Annotated in this window: 15 protein-coding genes; 2 read left to right on the top strand and 13 right to left on the bottom strand. The window is 60.8% G+C overall.

Going from position 1 to position 17,867, the window contains the following annotated elements:
* Positions 1-10: 10 nt before the first annotated feature.
* The 5 genes from loaP to LG373_RS00820 form a co-directional block, all read right to left on the bottom strand.
* A complete protein-coding gene (gene loaP / locus LG373_RS00840; RefSeq protein ID WP_216529108.1) occupies positions 11-523 on the bottom strand; it encodes an antiterminator LoaP in 513 nt (170 codons plus the stop codon).
* Between the two features lie 248 nt (positions 524-771).
* Positions 772-1,425: a CpsB/CapC family capsule biosynthesis tyrosine phosphatase gene (locus LG373_RS00835; RefSeq protein ID WP_123191195.1), complete on the bottom strand. Its 654-nt coding sequence runs from the start codon at positions 1,423-1,425 to the stop codon at positions 772-774.
* The gene (locus tag LG373_RS00830; RefSeq protein WP_225748719.1) at positions 1,422-2,279 is read right to left on the bottom strand and encodes a CpsD/CapB family tyrosine-protein kinase; all 858 of its coding nucleotides are present in this window, start codon (positions 2,277-2,279) and stop codon (positions 1,422-1,424) included. Before LG373_RS00830 ends, LG373_RS00835 begins: the two co-directional genes overlap by 4 nt.
* Positions 2,280-2,292: 13 nt before the next feature.
* Entirely contained in the window at positions 2,293-2,952 is a 660-nt protein-coding gene (locus LG373_RS00825) for a YveK family protein (RefSeq protein ID WP_225748718.1), read from the bottom strand.
* A 32-nt stretch (positions 2,953-2,984) separates the two neighbouring features.
* Positions 2,985-4,217, bottom strand: a complete 1,233-nt coding sequence (locus LG373_RS00820) for an LCP family protein (protein ID WP_225748717.1) — start codon at positions 4,215-4,217, stop codon at positions 2,985-2,987.
* A 754-nt stretch (positions 4,218-4,971) separates the two neighbouring features.
* Between LG373_RS00820 and LG373_RS00815 the strand changes: the two genes are divergently transcribed.
* Positions 4,972-6,555, top strand: a complete 1,584-nt coding sequence (locus LG373_RS00815; protein WP_216529104.1) for a DEAD/DEAH box helicase — start codon at positions 4,972-4,974, stop codon at positions 6,553-6,555.
* 19 nt (positions 6,556-6,574) lie between these two features.
* Here the strand turns inward: LG373_RS00815 and LG373_RS00810 are convergent, their stop codons facing one another.
* The 4 genes from LG373_RS00810 to LG373_RS00795 form a co-directional block, all read right to left on the bottom strand.
* On the bottom strand, positions 6,575-7,768 hold the full coding sequence (locus tag LG373_RS00810) for a helix-turn-helix transcriptional regulator (protein WP_225748716.1): 1,194 nt from the start codon (positions 7,766-7,768) through the stop codon (positions 6,575-6,577).
* Positions 7,769-8,491: 723 nt separating this feature from the next.
* Positions 8,492-10,147, bottom strand: coding sequence for an AarF/ABC1/UbiB kinase family protein (locus tag LG373_RS00805; RefSeq protein ID WP_225748715.1), 1,656 nt, complete (start codon positions 10,145-10,147; stop codon positions 8,492-8,494).
* A gap of 15 nt (positions 10,148-10,162) precedes the next feature.
* The gene (locus LG373_RS00800) at positions 10,163-10,546 is read right to left on the bottom strand and encodes a phasin family protein (protein WP_216529101.1); all 384 of its coding nucleotides are present in this window, start codon (positions 10,544-10,546) and stop codon (positions 10,163-10,165) included.
* A 156-nt stretch (positions 10,547-10,702) separates the two neighbouring features.
* Complete coding sequence (locus tag LG373_RS00795; protein WP_225748714.1) at positions 10,703-11,725, bottom strand: DMT family transporter; 1,023 nt, start codon at positions 11,723-11,725, stop codon at positions 10,703-10,705.
* A 238-nt stretch (positions 11,726-11,963) separates the two neighbouring features.
* On the opposite strand from LG373_RS00795, the gene LG373_RS00790 reads away from it, so the two are divergent.
* On the top strand, positions 11,964-12,863 hold the full coding sequence (locus LG373_RS00790; RefSeq protein WP_225748713.1) for a LysR family transcriptional regulator: 900 nt from the start codon (positions 11,964-11,966) through the stop codon (positions 12,861-12,863).
* On the opposite strand, the gene LG373_RS00785 is transcribed toward LG373_RS00790, so the two are convergent.
* The 4 genes from LG373_RS00785 to LG373_RS00770 all read right to left on the bottom strand — a co-directional run bounded on the left by LG373_RS00785 (position 12,851) and on the right by LG373_RS00770 (position 17,745).
* On the bottom strand, positions 12,851-13,522 hold the full coding sequence (locus LG373_RS00785) for an HAD family hydrolase (RefSeq protein ID WP_225748712.1): 672 nt from the start codon (positions 13,520-13,522) through the stop codon (positions 12,851-12,853). The two genes, LG373_RS00790 and LG373_RS00785, sit on opposite strands and share 13 nt — an antisense overlap.
* A 123-nt stretch (positions 13,523-13,645) precedes the next feature.
* The gene (locus LG373_RS00780) at positions 13,646-15,403 is read right to left on the bottom strand and encodes a proline--tRNA ligase (RefSeq protein WP_114567088.1); all 1,758 of its coding nucleotides are present in this window, start codon (positions 15,401-15,403) and stop codon (positions 13,646-13,648) included.
* Positions 15,400-16,467, bottom strand: a complete 1,068-nt coding sequence (gene ispG, locus LG373_RS00775) for a flavodoxin-dependent (E)-4-hydroxy-3-methylbut-2-enyl-diphosphate synthase (protein ID WP_216529098.1) — start codon at positions 16,465-16,467, stop codon at positions 15,400-15,402. The genes LG373_RS00780 and ispG overlap by 4 nt, the downstream gene beginning before the upstream one ends.
* A 159-nt stretch (positions 16,468-16,626) precedes the next feature.
* Positions 16,627-17,745, bottom strand: coding sequence for a site-2 protease family protein (locus tag LG373_RS00770; RefSeq protein WP_225748711.1), 1,119 nt, complete (start codon positions 17,743-17,745; stop codon positions 16,627-16,629).
* Between the last annotated feature and the right edge of the window lie 122 nt (positions 17,746-17,867).

Here is a 17,867-nt window from a genome sequence, read left to right as displayed (position 1 = left end):
TATTGATTTGTCAGGATCGTTTTTGAACAATTTCCAATCCAACTTTGACGGTTTTCGTTCTGCCCATAATCTCGATGTCCAAGTAGGCCAGCCGCTTGTGGCGGTCTATCTTCTTGATCAAACCCGTCTGATGCATAAGCGGGCCGTTGAGGATCACGATTTGGTCGCCTTCTATCACACCGCTCGAAAACTCGATCACGCGCTGATCGGGTTTCGTGAATGCGTTGATGAAGGCAACTTCCTGATCATTCAGGGGAATGAACACATCGTTGTTGGAAAGAAGTCGCGTGAACTTGGGGATATCCCGTAAAGCGACTTTCAACTTGTTAGGTTTATCGCTTACTACAAATATATACCCAGGGAGCAGCACCTCTTGCGATGTGCGCCACTCCCCTTTGATGCGTTTCTTCACCTCATAGCGAGGTATGAACGATTCTTCGATAAGGCCCGGCTCGACCAGCTTTTGCATCAAGTCAAGCACGTGCTTTTCCTGGCCGCCGATGGTTTGCACAACATACCACATGCCACCACCTCCCCGGTCAAAACGGTAAAGACATAGCTTCGCCCCGACCTTTCGACCGAAGGCTACAACAACGATATGTTCTCCTGATTGATCCGGAACGCGCTCCCAGCGACGATCCCGCTTTCCTCAAGATATGGCAGCCGCATCAGCACCCAAGCGCTTCGCAGCCGGTTGCCGCTTTCGCGGCGGTTGCAGTTTCCTGCTGTTAGACCTCCCTTTTCAGGAGAGCTAGCAGAAGGAAGCTGCTTCTAAATACGGGCGTGAGCTCCACGCGTCCGGTAGTTCTTCCTGGCCTCCGCCAAATACCCGTAATGCTCAACGCGGTGAGCGTCACTGGCAATGTACGAGTACAGGTTCTCGTCGAACAGCCGCTTCGCGGGCTTTCGTTCGGCGCCCATCCTGCCGCCAGCAACGAAGTCCGCAGAAGCTTGCAGCTTACAGCCCTTCTTCACCAGCCTTCGCGCCACCTCGACATCCTCCTGAATGGCCTTGTAGCGCTCGGGATGCGCGATGATCACCTGAAAGCCCTTGCCCTGCAGCTCGTAGATGGTTCGCTCGTACACCTCGAAGTCGGGCTTGCGAGCCCGCGTGGAAAGCTCCAGCAGAAACTCGTTGGTCCCATCGAAGCACAGACGGTCGGCCCACTCCATGCCCAAATCCATGAGCTTGGCATGGTTCACTTCGAAGCCCATGGTCAGCGGAAAGCCGCCCGCGTGCGCCACCAGCAGCTCGTAAGCATCCCACATGGCGTCGTAGTCGAAATACGGATCGCGGCAATGAGGCGTGCATACGATAGACGTAACGCCCGCAGCTTGAGCGGCGTCCAACATGGCAAGCGACTCGTTCAGGTCGCGCGCACCGTCGTCAACGCCGGGAAGGATATGGCAGTGCATGTCCCTCATCGACCGTTACGCCCCTTCCCTGCCGGGTTGGACGATACGTATGCGGCACGATTGGCTGCTTGGCTTGCCTCTACGCCATGACGAGAGACCCCGCGGTTCACTTGAGGAGAATTTTGAACACGAGAAGAACGACCGGGCACAACTTGCGCCTGCGGGATAACCTTATCCGCGCCGTCCTTCAATCGACTGCCGTCTTGAGTGTAGTACGCGTAGTAGTATTCGGAGCCGGTTCCCTCGCAGAACGTGGCGCAGATGCCCAGGATATTGGCGTCGGCCTTCTTCAACTGCTCGCACGCATCCAAAAGCTCGGTGCGCTTGGTCGAATTCGGCTTCACCACCATCACGGTGCCGTCCACCAGCGTGGACAGAATAGCCGCGTCGATGAACGTTCCAACCGGCGGAGTGTCGAACACCACGTAATCGTAATTCTCTTCCAAAAGCGTCACCAGCTTGGCATAGCGCTTCGACGAGATGATGTCGGCCGGGTTCGGGATGTTCGGCTCGACGTCCAGGAAGTACATGTTGGGCGTAGACGTGGCGACAACCGCCTGGGAAAGCGGAGCGGCGTCGGTCAGCACCGAATACACGCCTGCGGGAGGGCGCACGTTCAAGGCATCGGCCAACGTACGGCGACGCATGTCGGCCTCCACCAGCAGCACGGTCTTGCCCGACGTAGCGATGGCGCGCGCAAGCTCCACCGAGCAGGTCGACTTGCCCTCGTTCGGCACCGAACTGGTAATCACGATGGTGCGAATAGGATTGTCGGGTGACATGAAGCGAATGTTCGCGAAGAGGGTCTTCGCCGCGTTCTGCACTTCGAGCGCGTTGGATGCAGACTTCTTTTTCTTGGCCACGACTCTCTCCTCCCTAGTTCTTGATGGTGGGTATGCGGCCGATAACCGGCAAGCCCAGCAACTCTTCGGCTTCTTCAGGATTGCGGACGCGCGTGTTCACCATGTCCAGCACTACTACGATGGCAACAGCCAAAAAGATGCCGGCCAAAAACGCGACTGCCGTGTACATAGCGCGCGACGGGCCCGACGGCTCTACGGGAACCTTGGCCTGGTCAACCACGTTCACGCTTTCCACGCCCATGACCTGCTGGGCAACCGTGGACAGCACCTTGGCAATCTCGTTCGCCACGATGGACGCCGCCTCGGCCTTCTCCGCCGTAACGGATATGTCGATGACGCGCGTGGTCGTGCTCGACTCGACCGAGATCTTGTAACCCTTCAACGACTCCATGCCCAACGACTGAGCTGTCTTCTCCTGTACAGTGTCCGACTTCGCCAGGGTGGCGATGTCGTTGGCCATGAGCTGGCTAGCAGTCAGGTCGTTGTAGACAGTGGTATTAGCCGTACCTTCTTTTTCCTTGGAGTTCAGGACGTACACGGACACCTTGGCCGTGTACTGGTTGTCAAGAAGGCCCCAGCTCACGCCCGCCGTTGCTACGGCAAGGACGATCGGGAGCACAATGACCAAGGCCAAGTGCTTGCGAAGCAGTTTGAACAGTTCGAGCAGTGTCATGCGATCATCTTTCTATTATCAGCGGCGTCCCGCTACTTACCTTCAACCTTCAGTCCCACGGACTCCGGATCCTTGCCCGCATCGACGGCCTCCATCAACGCCTTCCAGCCTTCGGGATTCTCATAGCACAGCCAAAGTCCCGTATCCGGATCGATATCGCCCTTGTAAGGGCCGGTGCAGGTATAGATGGAAGGGCTTCCCGACTGAGCGAAATCCATAGCCAGAGAGATCATGGTCTGCAGCTCCATGTTGGTGGTCACGCACGCGGAAAGGCGCTGCACCAGGCCGGGGATCTCTGCCGGCGGCGCCTGGAGCACGCTCTTCAGCAAAGCCATAACCATAGCGCGCACGTTGGACTGGCGTATGGCGTCCTGATCGTCGCCGTACGCGGTGCGCATGCGCGCGAGGGCGACGCATTCGCTGCCGTCGAGCAGCTGGTTGCCGGCCTCGATATGAACAGCGGGCTGGTCCTTGGTGTACACCTCGTAATCAATGGTGTACGGAACATCCACGTAGATGCCGCCCATGGAGTCGACGAACTCGGCCAGACCAGCGAACTCGATCTCGGCATAGTAGGTGATGGGAGCGCCGGTCAACTGCCGCACAGCCGTAACCGCGCCCACGGCACCGCCTTCGGCGAACGCCTGGTTGATCTTGGTTTTACCGCCATTGAGCATGTAGGGCGTGTCGCGCGGCACGGACACCATGGTAATGGCGTGGTTGACGGGGTCGACGCGCGTCAACACGAGCGCGTCGGAGCGCTCGCCGTACGTTTCCCAGTTATCCGAACCCACCAGCAGCACATAGAAGGGCTTCTGCTGGTTGTCGGCAGGGGTCAAAACGGTATCGAGCTGGGATTTCTCTTGAGCATCCATGGCCATGTTGTTGGCAAGCGTGCTGGTGTACCAGCCCGCATACGCAGCGGCGCCTCCAACGAGAACCACCAGCACAACGGCGATGATGAGCAGTGCGCGCTTGAGCTTCTTATGCTTGCGGCGCTTTTTGCGGACGCGAATGATGTCATCGTTCGAGGAAGGGTATCCGGAAGGCTGGCCGGCATGAACGCCCGCTGGCTGATAGCCGCCCTGCACGGGCCGGGCCGGGGCCCCGTAAGGGCGCTGACCTCCTTGAGGCATGCTGTGGCCCACTTCAGGAACAGGCGCAGCACCGTTCGCCCTACGAGCTTGGTCGTAAGGGCGGCCAGGCTGCTCGGGGGTGCCGTGTCTGCCGGGCGTCATGCGATTGTAGTTATCACGCGGTTCCATAAAAGGTTCAGCTGTTCCGTTCTCGCTTGTCGTTAAAAGAGCGCTTTCGCGCTCTTGCCTCCCCGATGCACGCTACATTCGATAGGTTTATAGCATGAATCGGTTTGATATGTATTAATCATCTCAACTTTTCTCCCAATCATACTGGCAAGATATCGCTTTAGCAACAAGAATTTGGCATATGGCAAAAAGCACCCCCCCCCCCCGATTTTTTGTTTTCGCAGATCAACTGCATATTTGTAAAATTATCATTTATCGTTTTGCGTAAATTTTTTTCGAGATCAACACAGCTCCTACATCCATCGAAAAACCTATCATTTCGGCAGGAAATTTTGCTTCCTTTGGCAATACGACGCTTGTGTACCGCAGACGGTAGGCAAACCACCGCGAGCGTCTTCCATGCGCCCGTCACTACTAAACGGGCAAGGCCAAACGTGCAGTCGCCAGACCCGGCTTCCGTGGAGATTCGCACACATTCAACGTGTTTCTGGGCGTTCTCTCTTCCTATATGAAGCCGCAAGGGCCATACTAGATGGTCGCTTCACACGAAATTCTTTCTCGTTTCTTTTCGCGCGTTCGCATAGTTTCGCCAAACAGATTGAGATAAGCGGCTCGGGTCAAGCGCAATGCACGCCGCAGGAGCGGGTGCGAACAGGGCAGCGCTTAGAGCCGTCCCCTTCTTGCAGGGGGAGCTGAGGGCGCATGCGAACAACCAGCGCGCATGAAGGCGCGCATGAAGAGAACGGAACAGAATATGTCCAAATTTGCCGACCTCGGCCTTTCCGAAGCTGCGCTTGCCGCAGTTGAGCGTCTGGGCTACGAGAACCCCACCCCCGTACAAGAGCAGTCCATTCCGCTGATCATGGAAGGCCGCGACCTGATTGCCGCCGCCAGCACCGGCACCGGCAAGACCGCCGCGTTCCTGCTGCCCACGCTGTCCACCCTGCCCCGCCTCAAGGGCCGCAACCGCGCGCCTCGCGTGCTGGTAGTCAGCCCCACCCGCGAGCTTGCGCAGCAGATCGCTCGCACCTGCATGCAGATCTCGCGCAAGACCGGCCACTTCGTGACCACGGTCTTCGGCGGCACGCCCTACGGCCCGCAGATCAAGGAGCTGCGCGGCGGCACCGACGTGCTCATCGCCACCCCGGGCCGCTTGAAGGACCTCATGTCGCGTGGCGTAGTGGACCTGAAGAGCGTCGAAACGCTGGTGCTTGACGAAGCCGACCGCATGCTTGACATGGGCTTTTTGCCCGACGTCACCACCATTGTGGACGCTACGCCAGAATGCCGCCAGACGCTTCTGTTCTCGGCCACCATCGATCAGTCGATCCAGAAGAACCTGGGTTCGCTTTTGAACGACCCCGCGATTGTCGAGATCGCCCGCAACGGCGAGACCGCCAAAACGGTCGAGCAGTTCATGATGCCCATCAAGAACCACGAGAAGCCCGAACTGCTGCAGGCCGTGCTGAACGAAAAGGGCTCCGAGCGCGTCATCGTGTTCGCCCGCACCAAGAACCGCACCGAGGATTGCGCCGAGGCGCTGTGCGACGCCGGCTTCCGCGCCGAGTCCATCCACTCCGACAAAAGCCAGGGCCAGCGTCGCCGCGCGCTCGAGAACTTCCGTCGCGGCAAGACGTCCATCCTGGTGGCTACCGACGTTTTGGCGCGCGGCATCGACGTGCCCGACGTGGACCACGTCATCAACTTCGACCTGCCCGACATGCCCGAGGACTACGTGCACCGCATCGGCCGCACGGGCCGCGCGGGCGAGCAGGGCTACGCCATCTCCTTCGTCACCCGCGAGTCCAGCCGCACCATGCGCGACATCGAGAAGCTGATCGGCAAGGATATCCCGCTTATGGAGCTGGAAACCTACGAGCTGAGCCTTTCCGTGCTCGAGAAGCCGAAAAAGGGCGCGGGTCAGCGCAGCGGCGGCTACAAGGGCAAGGGCGGCAAGAGCAGCGGCCGCTCCTATAACGGCAACCGCTCCTCCGCAAGCGGACGTGACGGCAACCGCGACAACAAGCGCCCCGCCGGCAAGAGCTTCGATGGGAAGCGCTCGGAAGGCAAGAGCTTTGCGGGCAAGCGCGACCAGGACAACCGTCCCGGACGCAGCAACCGCCCTGAAGGCAAGCGCAGCGAGGGACCGAAGCGCGAGGGATGCTTCGACCGCAAGTTCGAGGGCCAAAAGCGCGAGAACGTTTCCAAGAACTACTCCAACGCGGCCAAGCGCGTCTCGAAGAAGAGCAACGCCGAGCATCAGGCGAACGAGAAGGCCAAGAAGCAGCGTAGCAAGCACAACAAGCCCGCTACGTACGACTACAGCCGCTTCGTCTAAGCCGCCCGAAACGTACAATCTACGATAAAGCGCCCCGGTTGTTAACGACCGGGGCGCTTTTACATACAGGGAAGAAATAACGGCTGAAAAAGAGGCAAATCCATCCCGCACCTTCCCCCTGCACGTCGATAGGGGCGCTCTGAGCAGCGGCTTTGCGACGCTTGCGATCGCGCCACCAATGGGAAAGGCTGAACACAAGCCACTCCACCAACGGGATGGTCAGAAACGCCACCCAAGCCGGATGCGGCTGGCTCAAGACGAACGCCATGTAGAAAAACCAAGCCGTCACTCCCAGCGGATACGCTCCGGCAATAAGCGGAGCGATGCGCCGACGCCCCACGGCATGGCCCACCATATAGTACAGCGGCACGGTGAAGAACAGGAACAAGCCCATCCCCCATTGCCCGTTCATGATGCCGATCAGCAGGTACGCCAGAATAACCACGAGCGGATAGGGAAACTTCAGCCACGACCGCTCGAACTCGCGCAGATAATGCTTGCGAACCGGGATGCTCTTCCCCACCTCGTCACCGTACTTCGCACGGGCATCGTCAAGCGTCTCGAAGCGCTCGCCCTGCACGGTGTAGCCGCACGGATCGTCCCACCGGCCACCGCCCCGATGGCCGTACTTGGCGTGAGCGTCGTGCCAGCTATCGAACTGCTCGCCGTTAATGACCACGTTATCGCCGTCGATGAAGACCTCGTCGTCATCCGGGCCGTTCTTGGGGCTTTTCACATGCACGCCGTTCCACCAGACATGCACCTCTTCGCCCTTCTCTCCATCGATTACGTGAATTCCTTCGCGCCAGGAAATATGAACTTTCTCCGCGCCGTCCTCCACGTGGATGCCCCCGACGCCTATGCGCACTTTGGAAGGGTTCTCCGTATTCGGGACCTCGTCGTCCGCAGGCGCTTCCTTCGCACTGGGCTCATCGCGATTCTCGCAGGCCGTCGCCTCGCGCTCGGAAGCCCGGTCGGCCGCCTCGAATATCACGTCATCTTGCATGCCTTCGTCCACGTACAGCAAATCGTCCAGAGACACCCCGTACAACTGCGCGAGCGCGATCAGGTTATCGGTGTCGGGGGAAGACTCGGACCGCTCCCATTTCGACACGGCCTGACGCGACACGCCCAGCCTCTCGGCCAAAGCCTCCTGAGACAACCCGGCTTGTTTGCGACGCTCGGCCAGACGCTGCGCGATCTCTACGTTCATCGTGCTCCCTTTCTCGTTTCGCTCATCATAGCGTATTGAAAAGAGTACGGTTGCAACGCTTCGAGCGCGACCAATTTCAGTTGGAATCTTGCGCAACTTTTGGTTGCGCTCCCGGGAGCAACGCAGGTCGCACAATCGCAAGCTGCGGCTTCACGCTCGCACTGCCCATTCGCGCGTTCGCGCCGAATGCAAACGCACACCATGCGGAAACCGTCGACACAGCCGCTTCCACAGGGCGTTGAACAAGGCTCCCTACCACGAGCGATCCATCTGAAACCCGCCGCGAAGCGAACGCCCGGCCGCGTGGTCGCAGGGCCCACCGGGCGCTCGGGCAAACGATCGCGCCAAACGCGATTTTGCGCACGAAAAGCCGCCCTTGCTGGCAGGTTCTTGCGGTTTGAGGTCGTTTGATCGCCCGTGAAGAGCGCTCGCGAAAGTGCAGCGCGCCAAGCCGAAGCTGTGAGCAGGCAAAACGAAAATCGGGTTGAGCGCCAACAAGAGCAGCACTCGACTCGACGACCTCAAACCGTCAAAAGCTGCCAGCGGGAGCGGTTTTTCGTGCGTAAGCCCGACCCCTCCGTTGGATAGCGTCTTCGCAGCGGAAGCCAGGGGCCTCCCTCCCGCATCGCGCGGCCGCGCTGCGAGACCGCTGAACCCGCGAACGCCCGCCCACACCGCGAGACCCATCGGCCCATCCGGTCGCGCATCCCTCGGCGAAAAGCCTCAAACTCTACGGCGTCGAATGTCGACGATCACCCAGATAGACAAAATGGCAGCACCCAGATAGCCGAAGAACGCCAGGACGGGCACGCCCAGAAGCCGGGGCTCCATTGTGGACAGCGACAGCATGGACGAGCCGATGAACAACCCGGCGATGATGATTCCCATGGTCAAGCGGTTGATGATCTTGGCCAGCTTGGACAGCGGCGCTTCAGATCCAAGCACCTCCATGTTCATCTTCAGCTGCCCGCGCGTGAGCATCTTGAGCGCTTCACCTGAGTACTGGGCCGCGCCGAGCGCGCCGTTCGCGGACGAGCGCAGCGCAAGCACCAGATCCTCGACGGCCGAAATCAGCTTGCCTTGCGGGTCCTTCGAACGCTGGATATGCGCGTTGATGATGCCGACGACGCTTTCATTGGGAATGAACGGCGCAATGGTTCCTTCCAGCGTCACGATGCCGCGCGACACGCTGGTGATAGAGGACGGCAGCGTGACCTTGCAAGAACGCGTGAGCATAAGAATATCGGCAAGAAACTCGCCAATGTCGATATCGGCCACATCGCATGACCCGTAGTCTCTCAGCAGCAAATCAAGGTCGGCCAGGAAACGCGTATGGTCGATCACCCCGTTGTCCTTCGAGGCGGCGAACGACATGAGAGCATCTTTAAGCTCTGCGGAATCCTGCATGCCCACCGCTTCTATGATGCTGCCGAAGCCCGCACGGTCGCGCGGCGACAGGCGACCCATGTTGCCCAGGTCGATATACACCACCTTGCCGTTGCGGATAAGCAGGTTGCCCGGATGCGGGTCGGCATGGAAAAACCCGTGATCGAGAATCTGGGTGGCATAGTTGTCGAGGATCTTCTCGCCGATCTCTTCAAGCTGATACCCAGCGGCGTGCAACCGGTCGACCGCCAAGATGGGAATGCCGTCGATATATTCCATGACCAGCACGTATTCGCTGCAAAGCTCCGGGTACACCCGAGGGCTGTCGACGAACGCCACGTTCGCGTTCAAGCGCGCGAACTCTTCAAGGTTCGCCGCCTCACGCTGGAAGTCGGTTTCCTCAAGAAACGTGGCCCACAGCTCCTCGACCACGTCGCGCAGATCGAGCATCTGCTCGTCTTTCATGAAGCGAGACGCCTGGCGCGCCATCGTGCGCATGATGTCGATATCCTGCGCCATCGTGGCCTTCACGCCCGGCCGCTGTATCTTGATGGCCACGACGTCCCCCGTCGCAAGGCGAGCTTTGTGCACCTGCGCAAGCGACGCGCTGCCAAGCGGCGTGGGGTCGATGGCGTCGAACAAATCCCCTTGCGCATCGCCGTACATGTCATTGAGCGCAGCGAGTATCTGGTCGAACGGCAGAGGGTCGCACTCCATCTGCAGCTTTGCAAGCTCGTCGCAGTAAGCCTTCGGAAGAATCTCCGAGCGCGTGGAAAGGGTCTGCCCGATTTTGACGAAGCTCGGGCCCAGATCTTCCAGCATGGCTCGGAAGCCTTCGGGCGTGAAGCCGTGCAGCACGCGATGCTTCTGAAGGATCGAATATATCTCCTTCAGCCGGCGCGCCCTCGTCTTCCGGTTGAGATTGAAGCGCCCTTCCGGATCGATGTCCGCGCCGGTGCTGAAGAAGTGCTTGAGTACGGTGTTGTCGATCATGCGTTCATTCGCACGCTATGCGCCGGAAACCTGCTGGTCAGCACGCTCTTCGCTCTTGGCAGGATCGTCCACCTCGACGCAAGACGCATCGCCCACTTCGACGTCGGCCGGCTTGGAATCCGCCTTCGCAGCGAACTCCGCGGCTTTGGCGGCGAACTCGGCTCGCTCTTCGGGCGTCATAGCGACCATGCGCGCCTCGAGCATGTCGTAGCGCATGGCGGACACGGCGTCCTCGGCCTTGTGCTTGAGCTCGGTGTTGATCTCCTTGCCTTGATCAACCGTGAGTTCGCCCTTTGCGATCAGCTGATCGACAAGCTCCTTGGTCTTCTCCCCGGTAATAGCCATAGCGCCGATACCGGCCAAGAAAATGTCTTTGAATCCGTCGCTGAGGTTAGCCATGGATGCCTCCTTCGCCTGCGATTCGCCGGGCAATCGAAAACCCAGCCCTTGCAATCATGATGCACTAAATCGGCGAAAAGGGCAATGCGCGCAAGGAAACCGTCATGTGAATGCAAATGCAGAGAAGCGAAGCCCCGAACTGAATGCGAACCGCCGCTATGCAGCGTTCTCGCGGGCGAGCGCCAGTTGGTCGGGCAGCGCCGCGTGCGAGGCTTCCGCCCCAAGAGCCGCCACGCGTGCGGAAGCCACGCCCTCGAGCGCGCCTCGCGCAGCCAGCGCATGCTCGCGCGCGCCGGAGGCTTGACGGCCCTCTACGTACGTGGCGGCCATCACGGCGCACACGATAACGACGGCCCCGGCAAAACCGGCAGCGGAAAGCACCTCGCCAAGCAGGACGAACGAAAACACGGCGGTAAACACGGGCTCTCCCGTCAAAAGCAGCGACACCGACGACGACGGCAGCGCCGTCAACGCCAAGTTCTGCAGCAAAAACGTCAGGCACGTAGAAAGCAGGGCCAAAAACGCGATAGTGCCCCACGCGATCGGCTGCACGGCAGCCAGATTAACCGGCGCTTCGAACGCAAGCGCGCAAACCAGGGACACGACGAACGACATGGCTATTTGCGTGCCGGCCACGGCAACCGCGTCAAGCTCGGCCAACCCCCGCTCGCCGAACACGAGCGCCCCCGCCAACGCAACGGAGGACAGAAGCCCCAGGACCTCGCCCCATCCGAAAGTCAGAGCCCCGCCGTTGTTGCACAGCAGATACAGCCCCACGACGACGGCAACTTGAAACGGGATGAAGGCCAGAGGGTACCGGCGCCGATTCACCACTGAAAAGAGCAGCGGCGCGAACACCACAGGCAAAGCAACCAGAAAGCCCACGTTGGTGGCCGTGGTCAAATCGAGCGCCACGTTGCAGGTGAGGTACGCAAGCGCCATGCATACGGCCGAAGGCACCCAAACGCGCAAGCGCACGCCCTTGACCTGGCGCACGATACGCGGACCGAAGAACAGCGCGAACACGAGCAGCGCCAAGCCGAAGCGAATGGCCAGGCACCACAGCGGCGTGATGCTGTCGTACGCCATCTTCGTGATGGCGTTGCCCGACCCGAAGATAACGGTCTGCAAAACGACAAGAGCCACGTAAGGCCAACGCTTGATCGAACGATTCGCCACAACTCCTCCTTCCACGTGCGCGACGGTGCGACAGACAGCGTACGAAATAAAAGACTTCTATCAAGAAGCCTTGCACGACTACGATTGAATTTCCGACATACTACGGGTTCGGCTATAAAAAGTAAAACGAGACTATCTTTTCAAAAATTAAAGTAATTCTTGTAAAGCCATGTCATACCCCTTGTTCGTTTGCGCAATAAACGCGAGAATCACGATATCGACGCGAAAGGCGAACGGTATGGGCAATCAGAAATACGAGGCGCTTCTCAAAGTAGCCGAAACGGGCAGCTTCAAACAGGCGGCGCACGACCTTGGATACACCCAAGCCGGCATAAGCTACCTTGTAAACTCGCTCGAACGAGATCTGGGCGTCACCTTGCTGGTAAGGGAGTACGGCGGCACGCGCCTCACGGCGGAGGGCCAGGACCTGCTGCCCTGGATGCAAAACGTCTGCAACAGCGAACGACAGCTGGAAGCGCGTTTGGCCGAACTCAAGCATCTGGAAAGCGGCATCGTCCGCGTAGCGGCTTTCACCAGCACGGCAACCCAGTGGTTTCCAGGCATAGCGAAAACGTTTCTGGCCCAGCATCCCGGCATCGACCTCCAGCTCATCTGCATGGACGACGAGGATGCGCTGGAAGAAGCCGTATATCGCGGCGACGCCGACTGCGGCTTTTTCGTCTATCCCATCAAAATGGAAATGGATTCCCTGCCCCTGCGCCACGATCCCCTGCTCGTGGCGCTTCCCCCGGATCATCCGCTGGCCGACGCGCCGCGTTTCCCCACACGCTCCCTTGCAGGCGAGCCCTACATACGGCTGCTCAGCGGAACGTCGTCGGAGATGGAAGCGCTCTTCCGCAACAACGGCGTGGAAGCCAACGTGCGCTTCACCGTCGACAGCGACTATGCGGTGATGAGTATGGTGAGCGCAGGGCTGGGGTTCAGCGTGCTGCCCGACCTCATCCTGCGCAACGCTCCCTTCCCCATAGCCGTGGTGCCTCCCGAAGTGGAAACGAGTCGCGAAATCGGCATCGCCGTCCGCTCGATGAAAACAACCTCGGCCGCGACAAAAGCGTTCTTGGACGTTACCGAGCAATGGGTGGCTAAAACGTACGGCCAGCCGAATCAGACTCGGTAGGAAGAGGAACCGATCCCGAGCAACGGGGGAACGTCCGAGCAGCGCCCGCACACGTACGTAGGGCTTTCGCCAAGCAGCATGCCCCGCGAGAACATGCCCCAGAGCGCTGCCGCCGTCGCGCATCCCGCGGCGTTGCCCGCCTGCATGTCGAAGGGGCTATCGCCCACGTACAGGCACGCTTCGGGACGAAGGTCGAGCAGCCGGCACCCGTGGGCAACGGGACCGGGGCTCGGCTTGTGCTCCGGCCAGTCGTCGGATCCCACCACGAAATCGAAGTAGCCGGCCAGGTTGAAGCAATCGAGGCCGCGCATCGCCGGATCGTGCCGCTTCGAAGTGACCACGCCAAGCGGGACTCCTTCGTCTTTCAGGCGGTTCAGCATGTCGATCGTATCGGGAAAGAGCCTGATGAGGTCGTCGTGGATCACGGCGTTGTGCTCCCGGTACACGCGGCACAGCTCCTCGTGCACGGAATCGTCGTCCGTGAAATCCCGCATCTGCGTGTTGAGCGGCTGCCCCACCTTGGCCATAAGCGCCTCATCGGGAACGACTTCGCCCAGCACCGTGCGCGTGGCATAGCGAAACGTGGCCAGCAAAAGATCGTACGTATCGAGCAACGTACCGTCGAGATCGAACAGAACTGCCTGGATGTCGCGTTGCACAACGTCTCTCTTCCTCAATACACGAGCGCGCAAGCAATGTCCCGGGTGAAACGGACGAGGCAAGGGAAGCGTGCCCCCTTGCCTCGTCTCGACCTACCCTATCCTTGGACCTGCGCGCGTCTTTTATTCGAACAAGCTGCCGAAGAGCGAAACCTCGGAGCCCCACACCTTCGAGTTGCGCTGCGCGAACGCAAGCGCATCGGTCAGCGCGGTCAAGGGGATGTCGCGGCGCGCACCGGTGCTACGGCGCTTGATCTCCACCTTCTGCTCCGCCAGGCCGCGCTTGCCCACGATGATCTGCAGCGGCCAGCCGATCAGGTCCGCGTCGGCGAACTTCACGCCCGCGCGCTCCTTGCGATCGTCGATAGCCACCTCAAGGCCCATCCGCGACAGGTCGGCCGCCAGCTTCTCGGCCGCAGGCTGCACCTCGTCATCGCCCACCGTCAGCGGAATGACGCACACATGAGCAGGGGCGACGGTCAGCGGCCAGCTGATGCCGTTCTCGTCGTTGTGCTGCTCGACAATGGCGGCCATGGTGCGCGAAACGCCCACGCCGTAGCAGCCCATGAGGAAGGGCTGCTCGGAGCCGTCCTCCGTCATGAAGGTGGCGCCCATGGAGCGCGAGTACTTGTCGCCTAGCTGGAACACCTGGGAAACCTCGATGCCGCGCGCGCCCTCCAACGGAAGCCCGCAGGTCGGGCAGCTGTCGCCGGGACGCACGATGCACAGGTCGGCCCATTCGTCCACCTTGAAGTCAACGCCCAGCTGCGCTCCCACGTAGTGATAGCCGTCCTCGTTCGCGCCCACGACCCACTTCGGAACCGCCTGCAAGCTGCGCGCGGCGATCACGTACGCACCCTCGGGCAGACCCACCGGGCCCATCGAGCCCTTGTGCAGGCCGAAGGACTCCATGTCCTCGTCGGTCAGCAGCGTGAACCCGCCAGCCGCACGGGCAGCCTTGATCTCGTTGAGCTCGTGATCGCCGGGCACGAACATGACCACCAGCTTGCCCTCGTCGTTCTTGCCGGAAAGCGCCTTCACCGTCGAGGACTCGGGAATGTCCAGGAACGCAGCCAGCTCGGCGATGGTATGGACGTCGGGCGTCGCAACCTTTTCCATGGCCGGAACGTCGTAGACGGTCGGGCGAGCCAGGCAGTCGCCGGCTTCGGTGTTCGCGGCGTACCCGCACGAGCAATGGACAAGCTCCGCTTCGCCAGCCTCGGCAAGCGCCATGAACTCGCAGGTCACGCTGCCGCCGATCTGACCCGGATCGGCCTCGACCGGACGGTAGTCAAGGCCCATGCGATCGCAGATGCGGCCGTACGCCTCGCTCATCTCGTCATACGTTTGCTGCAGCGACTCCTGGTCGGCATGGAAGCTGTACGCGTCCTTCATGATGAATTCACGGCTGCGCAGAAGGCCGAAGCGCGGGCGGATCTCGTCGCGGAACTTCACCTGGATCTGGTACAGCGAAAGGGGCAGCTGCTTGTACGAGCGCAGCTCGTTGCGAACCAGCGCGGTGAGCAGCTCTTCATGGGTGGGCCCCAAGCAGAATTCATGGTCGTGGCGATCCTTCAGGCGCATGAGCTCGGGGCCGTAATCGTTCCAACGGCCGGACTCGTGCCAAAGCTCCGCCGGCTGCAGCGCGGGCATCATGATCTCCTGAGCGCCGATAGCGTCCATCTCCTCGCGGACGATGCCCTCCACCTTGGACAGGACGCGCTTGCCCAACGGCAGGAACGTGTACACGCCCGACGCCGTTTTGCGAATGAAGCCAGCGCGCAGCAGCAGTTTATGGCTGGCGATCTCCGCATCGGTGGGATCTTCCTTGAGCGTGGGGGCGTAGAGCTGGCTCATACGCATGATATTCGAATTCGTCATAGCTTTCCAATCTCCTCCATCAAAGCGTCCACGATGGCTTCTTCCTCCACCTTGCGGACGACCTTTCCCTGTAAAAACACCACGCCCGACCCCTTGCCGCACGCAACGCCGATATCGGCGTCGGCAGCTTCGCCGGGTCCGTTCACCACGCATCCCATGACCGCTACCTTGAGCGGCTTGTCCAGCCCCGCGATGCGATCCTCAACCTGCCGCGCCATGCCGATAAGGTCGACCTGGCAGCGACCGCACGTCGGGCAGCTGATGAGCTCGGGGGCGCGCCGGCGCAGGTCGAGCGCCGCAAGCAGCGTCCAACATGCGCGAATTTCCTGCACGGGATCGTCGGTAAGCGAGATGCGCAGCGTGTCGCCGATCCCCTCTTCAAGAAGAATCCCCAGGCCGCACGCGCTCTTGATGACGCCTTGGAACGTGGTGCCTGCCTCCGTGACGCCAATGTGCAGCGCAACGCCCGGAAGCTTTTCGCTGAGCAGGCGGTACGTGCGCACCGTGGTCATCACGTCGTGAGCCTTCGCGCTTACCACCAGGTCCCGAAAGCCGCGGCTTTCACAGTAGCGCGCGTAGTCGACGGCCGAAAGCGCCAGCTTCTCCGGCTGCGAAAGATCCTCGCGGGCCGCAATGGCATCGTCAAGCGAACCGGCGTTCACGCCGATGCGAATGGGAATACCCGCCTCGCCTGCAGCGTCGAGCACGGCATCGGTCTTGGCCAGCCCGCCGATATTGCCGGGGTTGATGCGCAGCTTCGCCGCGCCGCGTCGCGCCGCCTCGACCGCGATGCCCGCGTCGAAGTGAATGTCGGCCACCACGGGCAGCGGAGATTCCTCGCACACGGCCTGGAATGCGTCAAGGCAAGCGCGCCGGGGAATGGCCATGCGCACGACCTCGCACCCCGCGTCGGCCAGCGCTCGGATCTGGGCCAGGTTCGCAGCCACGTCGTCGGCCGGCGCGTTGAGCATCGACTGCACGACAACGGGCGCGCCGCCGCCCAGCGGCACGTCGCCGACCATCACCCGACGGGTGCGTTCGTTCGGTTTGGCGTCGATCGCCATCGTTTCTCCGTTTCTGATCCCCGCCGATCGCGAACGCGATGCGGCAGAACCGCGCCCGGCTCCAAAGGGCACAGGGCGCACGAGTGCATTGCAGGTTATTCTACCGCTGATTGACCGCTCGGCGAAGCAAATGCACAGGGATTTCGCGGAGCGCGTGCTTTACGCGCCGAAGCCGACGCCCGATATGATCCTTTGGATGTCTTGATTCGCCATCACCAAGAAGAAGCACACGAACAGCGCCATGCCCGCCATCGAAAGGTAGTTGAGGGCCTTCATGGACACCGTGCGACGCGCAAGCTTCTGGAACAGCTCGATGACCAAACGGCCTCCGTCAAGCGGCGGGATGGGCAGCAGGTTCATGATGCCGAGCGACACCGAAATAGCCGCAAAGAATTGGAGGATGTTGACCAGACCCCCCTCGAACGCGTCTTTCGACATGACCGCGATGCCGATAACGGACGAGGAATTGGACATGGTTTCGGCCGCAGTCGCCGGATTGAACAGGCCCGCGATCAGCTGGATCACCATGCCGATGTACGAAAATCCCATCTGGATAGCCTGAATCGGCCCCACGACGACATGCTGCAGAACGCCCGTGGTGGGGTTTTGCATGTCGATCCCGACCACCGAGAACAAGACGATGAACAGCAGCACGGCGAACAACAGGTTCACGGCAACGCCCGCTACCAGAATGATCGCGCGCTTCCAAAACGGCAGGCTGCGATACTGCTGCCGGTACTCGGATTCGAAGAACGCATGCGGATCCGAAACCGGACGCGCTTCGCCGAGCGCCCCCGCAACCGGTTCGGGAAGGCCGGCGGCGCGGGCGGACTTGATCTGCTTCTTGGATGGGACGTACTCCGGCGTTCGATACGTGTTGTACTGGTCCTTCTTCGAGGGGCCCACGATAGACCCCCACTCCGTCAGCTCTTCGAGCGCTTCGTAGGCCTCGTCGTCGGTAATGCCGCAGTCCGCAGCAATGTCCTCCATGTTGGCGGTGCCGCGCCGGTACAGGGCGGCCAGAACCTGCTCCAGATGCGGGCTCATCTCGCCCGGCTCCATGCCGCACACCTTTGCGTATCCGCCCAGGAGAATGGGCGTGACGCCGAACTTCGTGCCCCATTTGGTGAAACCGATGCTGGGGCCAGGCAAGCCCAGCATGAACTCGGTCACGCGCACGCCGAACGCGCGCGCCGCCAGGTAATGGCCGCCCTCGTGAATGAACACGAGAAAGCCCAGCACCAGCGTGGCGTACACGATCATGAGGATTACGTCCATATACACAGCTCCTATGCGCTAACGGCCTCGCTCCTGCAGCATGCAGCGCTGCATCCGAGAGCCGGCAATGTGTCATGCCCCAGTATAAAGTGAAACCGCGAAGGAACCATTTTCAAACGAGA

The sequence above is a fragment of the Paraeggerthella sp. Marseille-Q4926 genome (genome assembly GCF_916618935.1).
In the GTDB taxonomy this organism is placed as follows: Bacteria; Actinomycetota; Coriobacteriia; order Coriobacteriales; family Eggerthellaceae; genus Paraeggerthella; species Paraeggerthella hominis.
The sequence above is the reverse complement of the archived record's forward strand: the minus strand, read 5'-3'. Positions and strand labels throughout refer to the sequence as shown.

Bases quoted from the DNA above. Each gene is read 5' to 3' on its own strand.
- LG373_RS00835 (WP_123191195.1), bottom strand. From the start codon at position 1,425: ATGAGGGACATGCACTGCCATATCCTTCCCGGCGTTGACGACGGTGCG.
- ispG (WP_216529098.1), bottom strand. From the start codon at position 16,467: ATGGCGATCGACGCCAAACCGAACGAACGCACCCGTCGGGTGATGGTC.
- LG373_RS00815 (WP_216529104.1), top strand. From the start codon at position 4,972: ATGTCCAAATTTGCCGACCTCGGCCTTTCCGAAGCTGCGCTTGCCGCA.
- LG373_RS00805 (WP_225748715.1), bottom strand. From the start codon at position 10,147: ATGATCGACAACACCGTACTCAAGCACTTCTTCAGCACCGGCGCGGAC.
- LG373_RS00825 (WP_225748718.1), bottom strand. From the start codon at position 2,952: ATGACACTGCTCGAACTGTTCAAACTGCTTCGCAAGCACTTGGCCTTG.
- LG373_RS00790 (WP_225748713.1), top strand. From the start codon at position 11,964: ATGGGCAATCAGAAATACGAGGCGCTTCTCAAAGTAGCCGAAACGGGC.
- LG373_RS00800 (WP_216529101.1), bottom strand. From the start codon at position 10,546: ATGGCTAACCTCAGCGACGGATTCAAAGACATTTTCTTGGCCGGTATC.
- loaP (WP_216529108.1), bottom strand. From the start codon at position 523: ATGTGGTATGTTGTGCAAACCATCGGCGGCCAGGAAAAGCACGTGCTT.
- LG373_RS00810 (WP_225748716.1), bottom strand. From the start codon at position 7,768: ATGAACGTAGAGATCGCGCAGCGTCTGGCCGAGCGTCGCAAACAAGCC.
- LG373_RS00770 (WP_225748711.1), bottom strand. From the start codon at position 17,745: ATGGACGTAATCCTCATGATCGTGTACGCCACGCTGGTGCTGGGCTTT.
- LG373_RS00820 (WP_225748717.1), bottom strand. From the start codon at position 4,217: ATGGAACCGCGTGATAACTACAATCGCATGACGCCCGGCAGACACGGC.
- LG373_RS00780 (WP_114567088.1), bottom strand. From the start codon at position 15,403: ATGACGAATTCGAATATCATGCGTATGAGCCAGCTCTACGCCCCCACG.